Source organism: Vibrio sp. R10-SG3-ISO10 (assembly GCF_059834185.1).
Genome location: NZ_JCBDHG010000020.1, coordinates 203423 through 216600, shown reverse-complemented (window position 1 = coordinate 216600; position 13178 = coordinate 203423). Strand labels below are relative to the sequence as shown.

The window sequence follows — 13178 nt, the reverse complement described above, 5'->3', positions numbered from 1 at the left end:
TCAATTACGTCAAAAGATAGATTTTCCTTACGATTCAGTCAGAACAATTACTGATACAAATAAGCAGAATTTTCCATTTACTCTTAAATTACAACAAGTTAGACACCTGTCGCTTTTCTTATGTCATCTTGGCGTTAATTTTATAAGTAAAAAAAGTCCCACTCGTTATAGTTAATCACGTCAAGAGGGAATCCCTTAAGACAACATTGAATTCCAGAGGTGGCGCACCAGCGTCACTCCGGCAGCAAGCGAAGGTGTCGTTGGCACCCGTGGTATAGTCCCCCCGGCTATACCACGATATTTTTTTCTTCCTATCCCTCCACATTCACGCAATCCACGCAATCCACGCAATCCACGCAATCCACGCAATCCACGCAATCCACGCAATCCACGCAATCCACGCAATCCACGCAAAGCGATTATATCCTTTAGCCGTATCTGCAATAGCTTTTTGAGGATTTAAATCGTAGTTTCAAAACAGAGCTATACTACTAGAGGTAAATAGGTGGTCAGTTAATCGCGCAAGAATAGTAACCCGATATTTAGCTTGCTTGGTATCAGAGTGGCATTCCTAAAAACTATCAGCTTTTACCTGTTCGGATTGGATTATTCGAGCTAAAGAAGCGAATGCCTGACAGCGTATTATTAACTCGCTATCAGTACACTGTGGCACGCGCTGATTGCTTATTGCGGTTAATAGCGGCTTTGTTGCTCGACAAACTGAGTAGGTGACATGCCGAAACGGTGTTTGAACCTATGACTAAAGTAAGAAGGATCGTTAAAGCCACACTCGAAGGCAACATCCGACACCTTTTCTCCGGCGAGCAATCGGCGGCATGCGTTGTCTAAACGCACTTCGGTCAAATACTCAGTGAAGGTTTTTTCTATTGATGATTTAAGCCTACGCTGGAGGCTTCGTTCCGATACGTACAACATCTTTGCCGCCGATGAAGTACTAAACTCTGGATCGGTAAAGTGCTCGTCAACTAATTGAATCACTTTTGATAACCATGGATCATCTTGAACAAGTTCAGCGCACTCTTCATCTGCTGGCATCACAATAGGGCTGCTTTCGAACGAGACGCTCTCTTGCCAACTGATTTCCAATAGGTTTCGATCCTGTGAGCTAAACAAGTTCATCTCACCACCGCTTTGGGTGACAAGCTTATGCAAGTTATCTGATGATGTAACGCTACCAGAGTTGGAGTCAAAGGCATCCCCTTGATCCAGCATAGAGAAAACAACCATCTCCCCTTTTTGCACTAACTGAATCACTACCGTTTGATTGCGATAGCAGCGTCTTAAAATACCATCAAACAATAGGTTAAATAACTCATCGAGATTAAAATCATTGAGGCCAATAAATAGCTCTTGCTCAGACTCAAACTCAACAGTCACTCCCACCTTTGCTAATTCGTCTTTCCAACTACTGATCACCGAGTTCACTATCATTGTCAGATTAAACACAGGTAGAGCTTGTCCGTTAGTTGAACGAACATTGATTAACGTTTCCAGTTCTGCCTGCAAATAGCCAATAAGCTGTTCATGGGTCAACGATTGGGAAGCCGTTGTTTTGAGCCTCTCTTTTAACTCATTGACAGATTGACTATAAATCAGCCAACGAACTTCGAGCTGTTTGCGCAGCTGATTGTTGTTTCCAAGTAAAACACGGCTTTGATGACGTAGCTGATTCGTTTTGAGCGCTACTTGAGCTTTAAGTAATCGGTTTGACTTCGCCATTAAGCGTGAACGCCAGTAAACAATGCCCGCGATAACGATCAGTACCGCTAACACATAGCTGACTATCGCTATGTGACTAAAGAACCAAGGCTCAGTGACCGTAAACTGATAGCTGTTACTTTCCCCTTTTACTCGCCCATTTCTGACGGCACGAACTTCTAAGCTATATTCACCAGGCATGAGATGTTCTATGGTCAAGGTACTGCCATCCAGAGCTTGCCAGTCACTGCTTTGATTCAATCGATATTCGAGATTGATATTGCTTGCACTTGGCACGAAGCCAAATTGGAAAAAGATAGACTCTCCATAACCTATTTGTGGTGTCTCTTGCACAGTGTTGGCTAATGAGAAAAGTTTTTGATTGCGTTTGATTTGGCTAAATACCACGCGGGTATCAGGTAAACGACTCACCATTAATTGCTGGGTATTCACTTTCACTAGGCTACTATCCGCGCCTAAGAAAATGGTTCTTTCGCTGTCACTACCAAAAGTACACACTCCTGGCAAAAACTCATTACTGATGACACCGAATGGCTCACCATAATGCTGAGTAAGTGAGCCTTGAGGTGTGTAACGCGATAATCCTGTCGATGAGGTCAGCCAGATACCGTCTTGGTTGTGGATCAAGCATTTTGGTGTCACGTGCCCATCAACCATATCAATGGGCTCGACGTTATTTGTGAACAAATCTAAACGATATAACCCATAACGACTAGCCACCCACAGCTCACTTTCGGATGGCTGAACTGCATCAATCACCTCTCCAAACGGGATACTTTCACCCACGAAACGAATCTGGCCATCACGGACTAGATATATTCCGTGCTCTGTACCTAATGTGACGTAATCTTGTGAAGTCACGTACATTTGGGTTAACTGAGCAGGTAGATACTTGTCGATCATCCATTCAGAACCATACTGTGTTAGCTTACGACTGACCAAATCGAAGCTCCACAGCTGCGTATCACTTGCTCCCCAGAGCATTTGATCATGATTAAACTCTAGAAACTTCACTGTGGTGTTTTTTAGGAAGTTGGGCAAGTCGTCTTCAATAACGTCGCCGGTATCTGCGTCAACGCAGACGATTCCTTTATCCGTTGCCAACCACAGGACGCCATTATGCTCTTCTATGTCATGCACTTTGCCGCGAAATATCGGCTTGCGAGAAGCAGATTTAACTAGATTTAACCTAAACACGCCCTTATTGGTCAGTAGCCAATAACCGTCTTGTCCTTTACTACGATAAAGTTCGACGAGCTTTTCTCCTCGGCTAACGACGGACATATCTTCATTTGAATAGCGGGTAAACTTATGTGAGTAGAGAGAAAAATAGCGGACACCGCGATCGGTGGCGACCCAGATCCCACCGGTATTGTCGTTGAGAAGAGAGTAGATCTTTTCGCCTGCTAAGCTGTTGCCTACTCCAATCCCCTGCTCAAACTTCTGAGTTTCACCTGTTAAGAAGGTATAAACAAACAGACCCTTTTCGGTGCCAATCCAGTACTCCTGATCTGTTTCGGTAATGCTCAATACATGACTACCCGCGATGGTGCGAATTGGCTCGTTCGGCTTATTAATGTTGAAAATAAGCGCGCCATTAAGTGAACCAATGATCAGTTCACGTCGCTTTTCAGAGAAGTAGAGCTTTTCGACATAGTTTTTACCAGAGCTTGAAACATGCTCAAAATGGCTCCCCTCAGAGAGGTAAACACCAGCATTGGTCGCAACGACCCACTTAGAGAAAATAAACTTAGCGTCATTAATCGCGATTTGAGACGACTGGTTGTACTGATACAACTCCATCAGCGAGAAAGTCTGAAACTCACCGCTATCAATTTGATAAGTATAAAAATTACGTTCATCAGAAACCCAGATAAAGCGTTTGGATGAGCCAATTTTTAGAATCTCTGTACCTGGCGTTAAACTAAACACCAACTCCTTCTCTTGATTAGGAACAGTACGGTAGATTTCGTTTTGGAAGAACGACCAAAATGCGTTATCTAGAAAAGCGATTTGTGACGCTTCATGATCAAGCGCCGAGCCCTTCTCAGGGAGGATATGTTGCCCATCAAAAAACAACACTTGATCGCGTACGTCCTGCAACCATATCCCTCCCTCATCAGCAAGGAATAACTGCTTGGCAGCGAATACCTTCCCCTGCGCTAAAGTTGGCAAAGGATAAAACAGCTTAGGTGACGTGTTTGCCGCGATCGTTACTCCCGAATAGAGAATAAAAAGCAGCAAAGTAACAATCTTACTCAAGATAATCCATTTCCTAGCAGCAGAGAATAAAGATCCATTCGTTGGTGCGCTGAGCCTAAAAGCTCTATTGTTATTTTGTGATAATAATTATCTAGGAAATCGGAGGATTAACAAGTAAGGAAAGGAAATAGTTGGTAAGTTTTTCGAGGAGTTCACAGATAATAAGTCAGCCAAAGGCACAAACCTTTGGCTGAATGTCATATTTAACGCATTAAGCAATTACTAAAACTATCAGCAAGATTCTGCTTGAACTTAAAGTAGCCACCTTCAACCGCTTCGACGTCAATTCCTAACGGATCAAGTACACCTGTTTTAGCGTTGCTACCACGAGTGACAGATTCAACCACTGCTGGAGTGAATTGAGGCTCTGAAAATACACATCGAGCTTTTTCTGCCGCTAGCGTTTTACGGATAGAGATCAGGGTTTTCGCGCCAGGTTTGCGTTCAGGGCTCACCGTAAAGTAACCAAGGTGATTTAGAGGAAAGTCTTGCTCAAAGTAACCGTAAGCATCATGGAAAACATAGTAGCCAGCGTCCGCAACAGGCGCTAGCTGTTTAGTAATTGCCGCTTTCTGTTCAGTTAACTGCTGCTTAAACGCTTCTAGGTTTTTTGCGTACTCAGCCTTGTTGCTCGCATCTAGTTCAACAAGTTTTTGCGTGATCGCTTCAGCAACTTGCATTGTCGGTTTATAGCCTAACCAAAAGTGAGGATCGTGAGAACCATGATCATGCCCGTCGTGACCATGGTGGTCGTGATGGCCACCAGCAAACTCACGCAACTCTAATCCATTGATATCACTCAATGTAAGTACATTACCTTGCTCTTTAAGGACTTTCGTTAAGAACGGTTCTAAGTCATTACCGTACCAAACTACAAGATCCGCATTTCGCAGACGCTTTACATCTGAAGGACGCAATGCATAGTCATGAGGTGAGGTATTAGAACCCAGGAGTACATCAGGTTGCGAGATGTTTTTTGTCAATTCAATTGTGATCAGCTGAATTGGTTTGATACTGGTTAGAACGGTTGATGCTTGGGCAATAGACGTACTTGCAAGTACAATCGCGCAAGCCGTTAGAAAACGTTTCATATTATGATGATTACCGACTAGTTATAAGAGTGAATAAATGTTACATTATAACATTAGTCAATTGCAAATGAGTTCCATTCATGTCGACTCTAGTCGAACTCAATAATATTTGCGTTCAATTTGGTGAACGAAAAGTACTTGATAACATTTCTCTTCGTCTTAACAGAGGCGAGATAACCACACTAATAGGCCCGAACGGAGCAGGAAAGTCTACTCTGGTCAAAGTGCTTCTTGGTCTACAAAAAACCTTCAGCGGAACAGTCACCAAGCCGAAAGGGCTAAAGATCGGTTATGTACCGCAAAAGCTTAGGCTCAATGACTCGTTGCCACTTAATGTTGAGCGTTTTCTGCGTTTAGCAGGTAAATACAGCAAACAAGAGTTGAACGATGCGCTGAAGTTAGTCGGTGCTGAGCACCTATTCAAGAGCAACATGCATTCTCTATCAGGCGGTGAGAACCAACGTGTTCTCCTTGCACGAGCATTGCTTCAACGTCCTGACATTTTAGTGCTGGATGAACCTGCGCAAGGTGTCGACGTTCAAGGTCAGATTGATTTGTATGAGCTGATAGATACAATTCGTCATCGCTTTAACTGTGCCGTGTTTATGGTTTCTCACGATTTACACTTGGTGATGGCAAAAACAGATGACGTCGTATGTATTAACCACCATGTCTGCTGCTCTGGCGCGCCTGCTGATATTGCACAGCACCCAAGTTATATCGCGCTGTTTGGTCATACTCATCAGCAACCCTTTGCCTTCTATCACCATCAGCACAACCATCACCATCATGATCTCGCTGGCGATCCCGTCGATGGTGATGCTGACAATTGTTCAAATCATTCTCACGGTCATCATCATGATTGAGTTTTTACTTCCTTCCATTTTGGCGGGCTTAGGTATCGCATTAATCGCCGGACCTTTAGGCTCTTTTGTCGTTTGGCGTCGTATGGCCTACTTTGGCGATACATTAGCTCACGCGTCTCTAATGGGGTTAGCACTCGGCTTCTTGTTAGATATTAACCTTTACCTAGCACTCACGGTTTGTTGTTTGGCGCTAGCGGTTATCTTAGTCACCTTGCAAAAACAGCAACTTGTTGCCACAGATACCCTACTCGGTATTCTTGCTCACAGTGCCCTATCACTCGGTTTAGTCGCAGTCAGCTTCCTTGATAACGTGCGTATTGATTTAATGAGTTATCTTTTCGGTGACTTATTAGCAGTAACACCTGAAGACCTTGTTTACATTTACATCGGCGTAGCTATTGTCTCTTCGGTACTCGCCCTATTTTGGCGCTCACTACTCTCTACTACAGTCAATGAAGATTTAGCAGCAGTAGAAGGCCACAACGTCGACTTAATGCGCCTAATCTTGATGCTCATGGTTGGTCTTGTGATCGCCATTGGTATGAAGTTCGTTGGAGCACTCATCATGACATCTCTATTGATCATCCCTGCCGCAACCGCGCGCCGCTTTGCCAAAGCACCAGAGCAAATGGCACTGCTCGCCTCTATCATAGGTGCAATTGCAGTTCTGCTTGGTTTGAGTATGTCTTGGCACTACGACACCCCTGCTGGCCCGTCTGTGGTTATCAGTGCAACAGCGATGTTTATGTTGAGTCAGCTTTATCGGGTTAAGGGCTAAGAGCGAGATGCGGGAACGGACTTCGTCCTAAGGAAAACTGGAAAACTGGAAAACTGGAAAACTGGAAAACTGGAAAACTGGAAAACTGGAAAACTGGAAAACTGGAAAACTGGAAAACTGGAAAACTGGAAATAGTTTGCAGAGCTGATGGTCACGTCAACCCTTATGATGCTGTCATCCTCAAGAGTGAGGCACGAGCGAGTTGGGGATCTCTTTCAGCGAGCAGATAACCTTCAGAGATTTCCTACTCGTTCCTTCGTCTCTCTATAAAATGACCTTGGCGTTGTTTCAGCGAAACGAAGCAACACGAAGTGAGAAGCCCGATCTCGATTCTAGACTCTCGAAGCGAAGCGTTCTCGAAGGACGAAGTCCGTTCTCAAAACAAAAAAACCGATGCACAGCATCGGTTTTTGTCTATCTCTTGCTAATTAGCTTTCCAGCAGCGAAGCGCTCCGTAGAGCGAAGCCCGTTCCCGAGCGCAGCGTTCCCGCTCTACGCGCCTTCGTTATGCAGCTCTAGGTTTGCTAGGTCTTGCTGGATCTCGCGTTGTACTTTCGCGTCATCGCTGCGTAGAGACTCTAGGAAGTCTAGGTAAGCTTGGTCGATATCGCCTGTAACGTATTCGCCACTGAAGACTGACGTTTCAAACTTCTCAACATCACGGTTACCCATGCCAACTGCGTCGACTAGGTCATCGATGGTTTGGAAGATAAGCTCATCTGCGCCGATTTGCTGACAGATTGCGTCATTGTCACGGCCGTGAGCGATAAGCTCAGTTGCGCTTGGCATGTCAATGCCGTACACATTCGGGAAGCGAATTTCTGGTGCAGCCGATACCATGAAGACTTTCTTCGCACCTGAGTCGCGAGCCATCTCGATGATTTGCTCAGAGGTGGTGCCACGTACAATAGAGTCATCAACCAGAAGTACGTTCTTATCTTTAAACTCAGAACGGATTGCGTTTAGCTTACGACGTACAGATTTCTTACGTTGTTGCTGACCCGGCATGATGAAGGTACGGCCAACGTAACGGTTTTTCACGAAACCTTGGCGGTATGGCTTATCAATCGCTTGAGCAATCTGTAGTGCGATATCACATGATGTTTCTGGAATTGGAATTACCACATCGATATCTAGGTGGTCGTACTCGTCACGGATGCGGTCACCGAGCTTTTTACCCATTTCAACGCGTGCGCTGTATACCGAGATTTTGTCGATAAATGAGTCTGGACGAGCGAAGTAAACAAACTCGAAGATACATGGGTTGAGTACTGGATTGTCAGCACACTGCTTAGTGTGCAGTTGGCCATCAAACGTCGCGTAAATCGCTTCACCTGGTGCAACGTCGCGTAGGAAGTCAAAACCAACTGCATCTAGCGCCACAGACTCTGAAGCAACCATGTATTCGGTTGTACCTGCAACTTCGCGTTTACCTAGGCATAGAGGGCGAATGCCGTTAGGGTCGCGAAAGGCTACCATACCGTGGCCAATAATCATCGCTGTTACTGCGTATGCGCCACGGATAGTACGGTGAACGTTGGTGACTGCGCGGAACACGTCGTCAGCCGTGACGTTACCTTTTACGGTATCAATTTCATGAGCAAGTACGTTAAGTAACACTTCAGAGTCTGAAGTTGTGTTTACGTGACGACGGTCTTTCTCAAACAGTTTTTCACGGACTTCAGACGCATTGGTAAGGTTACCGTTGTGCGCTAGCGTGATACCAAATGGAGAGTTTACATAGAAAGGTTGAGCTTCTGACGCGCTTGAACTGCCTGCCGTTGGGTAACGAACATGGCCGATACCTACGTTGCCTTGGAGTCTTTGCATGTGTTTAGCTTCAAACACATCTTTGACCAAACCATTCGCTTTTCTCAGACGAAAACGATTGCTTTCTATGGTACAAATACCCGCGGCATCTTGGCCACGATGCTGCAATACCGTCAATGCATCATAGATAGACTGGTTTACAGGCGAAGTGCCCACGATTCCAACAATACCACACATGTCCTAACCCTCGATTTTGACAATGACTGGCGCGTTATAGCGCGCCAGATAAGAAACTAGATGTTGCTTGTAAGTGTTCGAAGAAAGGGGCAATGACGCGGCTAAACTCCGGCACCAGTTGCGAACCTTTCCACCACTGTGAGTCTGGAAACGATGTAAACGCATCCATAAAAAATAGCCCGGCAGACACAATAAGAACACCACGCAAACCGCCAAAGACGACGCCTAATACTCTATCTGTCCCCGACAAACCTGTTTTTTGCACCAGTTGGGCGATCACGTAGTTGACGAGAGCACCAACGATTAAAGTGGCAATAAACAAGGCTGCAATCGCGGCACCGTTGCGGAACATGTCATCTTGGATATTGGTAAAGTAGACCGCTAGTTTCGCGTAGTACTGACTCGCGATAAAAAACGCTCCAAACCAAATCACTAATGACAACGCTTCTTTAGCGAAACCACGAACTAAACTGATCAAAGCCGACAGGCCGATCACACCTAAAATGACAATATCTAACGGATTCATTCTGTACTTACATCTTAAGTTGGCGCGCATTTTAACAGAAAAAACGCTGACGCAAACGTTTTCTTATGGATTTAGTGGTTTAAATTTGAGCAATTGACCTTTTGAACCGGTAATTTTTTCCAGTTCGATGATCTGGCGCTCAAGCTTACTCTTTGAAACATCAGGACCAATAATGACTCGGGTAAAACCATTTTCGGGTTTGGTGTGTGCCTGATAACCGCGCTTTTGTAGATCCTTAACCAGATTTTTGGCGTTGTCAGCATTCTTCAATGCCATGAGCTGGACGATCCAGGCGCTATCTTGGTATTCGTTACGCTCTGGGACTTCTTTTATTACCACTGGCAACGGCTTATCTTCAGCTATAGGTTCCTGAGTCACCGCAACTTCAATCGGCGTGTCAGGTAAACTTTGACTATCATCAACCGGATCAAGTATTTCAAAACTTTCAAGCTCGCTGTCGAGCTCTGGTTTAAGGGGGATGCTTGCGATTTCTTCTTTGTAATGGGTTTTCTTGCCATCTAATACATCTGGTAAAACAATAATCCCTATTGCGACAAGGATAATGGTACCAACGAGACGGCTCTGAAATTTGCTTGCCATTTATTCACCTTTGTTTTGCCAATGCTCTAGCACTTCACCCACAGTGTGGAAAGAACCAACAACGAGGATGACATCTTGTGGCGTTGCGTTTGTCAATGCCGCTTCAAATGCTTCAACTGGATTCGAATACTCGGCAGTCCCTGACGGCAGGTACTGACATAGTTCATCTGAACTCGCCGCACGTGGACCAGAAAGAGAAGCTGGATACCAATTGGCAGCGATTGGGCTTAGCGCATTGAGCGTCGCTTCAACGTCTTTATCGTGCAGCATTGCCACCACAGTATGAATGTTCTTACCTTGGTATTTTTGCCCAACACGTTCAACTAAGTACTCTGCAGAGTGCGGGTTGTGCGCAACATCTAACAAGATTGTTGGCTCTGTGCTGATCACTTGCATACGACCGGGTAATTGCGCGTTTTTAAGTCCATTCACGATGTTCACATCGCTTAGGTCTAAGTTCGCTGTCGCCAGTGCCATAAGCGCGGTCGCTGCATTTTGTAGGGGTAAACCTGGGACAGGGAGTTCGTCGAGGGTGTAACTTCCATGTGTCCACTGCCAAATCGACTCGTTTTGCAGCTTGTAGCTGTACTGAATATCAACAGGGTAGAACTCTGCACCAATATCATCAGCGTGAGCTGCAACAGTCGCAGGCGCTTTTGGTTGACCACAGATTGCAGGTTTACCGCTGCGGAAAATACCCGCCTTCTCGAAACCGATCACATTGATATCATCACCAAGCCAATCAACATGATCGATGGCTAGGCTAGTAATCACAGAAACATCATGATCCACCACATTGGTCGCATCTAAGCGACCACCTAATCCAACTTCAAGCAGAACAACATCTACTTTCTCTGTTTGGAAAAGACGCAAGGCAGCTAGGGTGCCATATTCGAATAAGCTTAAGCTGATTTCGCCGCGCTGTTTCTCGATAAAATCAAACGCTTGCGCATGCTTATCATCACTAAGATCTTCGCCATTGATACGAACACGTTCGTTGTAACGAATGAGATGAGGAGAACTGTAGACACCAACAGAGTAGCCAGCATCAAGTAAGATCGCTTCCATTAAGGCACAAGTAGAACCTTTGCCATTAGTACCAGCAACAGTAATAACAGTAGGAGCAGGTTTAGTAAGGTTTGCTGATTGAGCAACAGCTTGAACGCGGTCTAGACCTAGGTCTATCGCAGAGGTATGGATGTTGGTTAAATAATCAAGCCACATCGACAGTGGAGATGTGGCTTGAGGAATTTGGCTTTGACTCATCTAACTATAACCAATTGATTGTGGTTGCTTGTTAGTGAGTTACTTTACCCTTTTTCGTCTGCTTCTGGTACAGAATAAGCAGCTTCATTTGGCGAATCGTTAACAGAAACCACCAAAGGTGATGGATTGTTGTTCATCTTCGCCATTAGGCTACCAATACGCTGACGCATTTCACGGCGGTCAACGATCATATCGATTGCACCATGCTCCAGAAGGAATTCACTACGCTGGAAACCTTCCGGTAGATCTTCACGTACAGTTTGTTCAATTACACGACGACCTGCAAAACCGATCAGTGCTTTTGGCTCACCGATGTTGATATCACCCAGCATCGCTAAACTCGCAGATACACCACCCATAGTAGGGTCAGTCATCACTGAAATGAAAGGTAGACCTTTTGCAGACATGCGCTCTAGCGCTGCACTGGTTTTTGCCATCTGCATTAGAGACATTAGCGCCTCTTGCATACGTGCACCACCACTTGCTGAGAAACACACTAGACCACAGTTTGCTTCCATCGCTGCTTCTGCTGCACGAACAAAACGCGCACCAACAACAGAACCCATTGAACCACCCATGAAAGAGAAGTCAAATGCACACGCAACGATAGGTTGGCCAAGAAGCTCACCTTTCATTACAACTAGTGCATCTTTCTCGCCACTGCTTTTCTGAGCCGCAGAAATACGATCTTTGTATTTCTTCGAGTCTCTGAACTTCAGTTTATCTTGCGGCTCAAGCTCGTCGGCAATCTCTACACGATTATCTTCGTCTAGGAATGTTTCAAGGCGACGACGCGCTCTCATACGCATGTGATGGTCACATTTCGGACACACTTCTAGGTTACGCTCTAGTTCAGCGTGGTAAAGCACCTGTTCACATGAAGTACATTTAGTCCAAACCCCTTCAGGGATAGACGCTTTACGTGAACTAACGATGTTGCTTTTTTCTAAAATCTTTTCAAGCCAACTCATGGAAGACCTTTTCTCTCTACTCCCACGCCTAAAGCGAGGGATACAAATTCTGAATTTACGCGTGAGGATTAAAGCATATTAAATGCCAAGTGTAGACAAAAAACTGGTTGTACCTATTTCTTGAATCAATTCCTCACACACTAAAGACCTGATTAGTTCGACAATTTACCACGGTTTAGTTCAAATTGTCTGGCAAAAATAGTGGCCCAATCGGCACTCTTGGCAATTGGAATTCTTCTGGGTAATCAACATCCACCAAGTACAAGCCTTCCGCTTTCGCCGTCGCCCCTGCTTGCTTACGATCTTTGATCTCGAGTAGCTCTTTTATCCACTCTGGTTTCTGTTCGCCTCGACCAACACAAATCAAGCTACCTGTAATGTTACGAACCATATGGTGAACAAATGCATTGGCTTTAATATCGATCACGACATACTGGTTATGGCGCGTCACATTAATGTGCATCATATTGCGCCAAGGACTGCGTGATTGACAATGTGTCGCTCTAAAAGATGTGAAGTCGTTTTCACCAAGCAGGTACTGCGCGGCTTGATGCATCTTGTTTTCATCCAACTCACCGTGATAGTGACTGACACCCGATGAAAGAATACCCGGCCTGAGCGCGCTATTAAAAATGATGTAGCGATAACGACGAGCGGTCGCAGAGAAACGCGCGTGAAACTCGTCAGGCACTTCTTTTGCCCAGCGTACAGCGATATCGTCTGGCAGATTCGCGTTGGCTCCCATCGTCCAAGCGACCATTTTGCGTGTTGCTGTGGTATCGAAATGAACCACCTGCCCTGTACCGTGTACGCCTGCGTCAGTACGACCCGCACATTGGACTTCAATAGGATGGTTTGCAACGATGCTCAATGCGCGTTCTAGCTTCTCTTGTACGCTTTTTACTTCTCGCTGGCGTTGCCAACCAAAATATTGAGTGCCGTTGTATTCGATGCCTAAAGCAATTCTCATCAGGATGTTCTCGTTGAATTGTTGCTACTAAGGTCTGGTGACCAAATCTTGGGGGCGGCAGTATATACCAAAAAACAAGGGGGCTAAACAGCAGCCCCCTT

General features: G+C 45.3%; 10 protein-coding genes. 2 read left to right on the top strand and 8 right to left on the bottom strand.

Going from position 1 to position 13178, the window contains the following annotated elements; translation table 11 throughout:
• Positions 1-693: 693 nt before the first annotated feature.
• Together AC6R16_RS10985 and znuA are read right to left on the bottom strand one after the other, a co-directional pair.
• The gene (locus tag AC6R16_RS10985) at positions 694-3951 is read right to left on the bottom strand and encodes a helix-turn-helix domain-containing protein (RefSeq protein WP_500674655.1); all 3258 of its coding nucleotides are present in this window, start codon (positions 3949-3951) and stop codon (positions 694-696) included.
• Positions 3952-4205: 254 nt separating this feature from the next.
• Positions 4206-5093, bottom strand: coding sequence for a zinc ABC transporter substrate-binding protein ZnuA (gene znuA / locus AC6R16_RS10980; protein ID WP_500674378.1), 888 nt, complete (start codon positions 5091-5093; stop codon positions 4206-4208).
• Positions 5094-5173: 80 nt separating this feature from the next.
• Between znuA and znuC the strand changes: the two genes are divergently transcribed.
• Positions 5174-5959: a zinc ABC transporter ATP-binding protein ZnuC gene (gene znuC, locus AC6R16_RS10975; RefSeq protein ID WP_500640898.1), complete on the top strand. Its 786-nt coding sequence runs from the start codon at positions 5174-5176 to the stop codon at positions 5957-5959.
• Positions 5952-6737, top strand: a complete 786-nt coding sequence (gene znuB / locus AC6R16_RS10970) for a zinc ABC transporter permease subunit ZnuB (RefSeq protein WP_171322485.1) — start codon at positions 5952-5954, stop codon at positions 6735-6737. The genes znuC and znuB overlap by 8 nt, the downstream gene beginning before the upstream one ends.
• A gap of 492 nt (positions 6738-7229) precedes the next feature.
• Here znuB and purF read toward each other — a convergent pair whose 3' ends face one another.
• The 6 genes from purF to truA all read right to left on the bottom strand — a co-directional run bounded on the left by purF (position 7230) and on the right by truA (position 13077).
• A complete protein-coding gene (purF, locus tag AC6R16_RS10965) occupies positions 7230-8744 on the bottom strand; it encodes an amidophosphoribosyltransferase (protein ID WP_500640899.1) in 1515 nt (504 codons plus the stop codon).
• Positions 8745-8778: 34 nt separating this feature from the next.
• A complete protein-coding gene (locus AC6R16_RS10960; RefSeq protein ID WP_004747653.1) occupies positions 8779-9270 on the bottom strand; it encodes a CvpA family protein in 492 nt (163 codons plus the stop codon).
• 63 nt (positions 9271-9333) lie between these two features.
• Positions 9334-9870: an SPOR domain-containing protein gene (locus AC6R16_RS10955; protein ID WP_500674377.1), complete on the bottom strand. Its 537-nt coding sequence runs from the start codon at positions 9868-9870 to the stop codon at positions 9334-9336.
• Entirely contained in the window at positions 9871-11136 is a 1266-nt protein-coding gene (folC, locus tag AC6R16_RS10950) for a bifunctional tetrahydrofolate synthase/dihydrofolate synthase (RefSeq protein WP_500674376.1), read from the bottom strand.
• A gap of 44 nt (positions 11137-11180) precedes the next feature.
• On the bottom strand, positions 11181-12107 hold the full coding sequence (gene accD, locus AC6R16_RS10945; RefSeq protein ID WP_004747649.1) for an acetyl-CoA carboxylase, carboxyltransferase subunit beta: 927 nt from the start codon (positions 12105-12107) through the stop codon (positions 11181-11183).
• Positions 12108-12282: 175 nt separating this feature from the next.
• Positions 12283-13077, bottom strand: a complete 795-nt coding sequence (truA, locus tag AC6R16_RS10940; RefSeq protein ID WP_171801279.1) for a tRNA pseudouridine(38-40) synthase TruA — start codon at positions 13075-13077, stop codon at positions 12283-12285.
• Between the last annotated feature and the right edge of the window lie 101 nt (positions 13078-13178).

Excerpts from the sequence above, each read along its gene's own strand:
- AC6R16_RS10955 (WP_500674377.1), bottom strand. The coding sequence starts at position 9,870 with ATGGCAAGCAAATTTCAGAGCCGTCTCGTTGGTACCATTATCCTTGTC.
- znuC (WP_500640898.1), top strand. The coding sequence starts at position 5,174 with ATGTCGACTCTAGTCGAACTCAATAATATTTGCGTTCAATTTGGTGAA.
- purF (WP_500640899.1), bottom strand. The coding sequence starts at position 8,744 with ATGTGTGGTATTGTTGGAATCGTGGGCACTTCGCCTGTAAACCAGTCT.
- znuA (WP_500674378.1), bottom strand. The coding sequence starts at position 5,093 with ATGAAACGTTTTCTAACGGCTTGCGCGATTGTACTTGCAAGTACGTCT.
- znuB (WP_171322485.1), top strand. The coding sequence starts at position 5,952 with ATGATTGAGTTTTTACTTCCTTCCATTTTGGCGGGCTTAGGTATCGCA.
- truA (WP_171801279.1), bottom strand. The coding sequence starts at position 13,077 with ATGAGAATTGCTTTAGGCATCGAATACAACGGCACTCAATATTTTGGT.
- accD (WP_004747649.1), bottom strand. The coding sequence starts at position 12,107 with ATGAGTTGGCTTGAAAAGATTTTAGAAAAAAGCAACATCGTTAGTTCA.
- folC (WP_500674376.1), bottom strand. The coding sequence starts at position 11,136 with ATGAGTCAAAGCCAAATTCCTCAAGCCACATCTCCACTGTCGATGTGG.
- AC6R16_RS10960 (WP_004747653.1), bottom strand. The coding sequence starts at position 9,270 with ATGAATCCGTTAGATATTGTCATTTTAGGTGTGATCGGCCTGTCGGCT.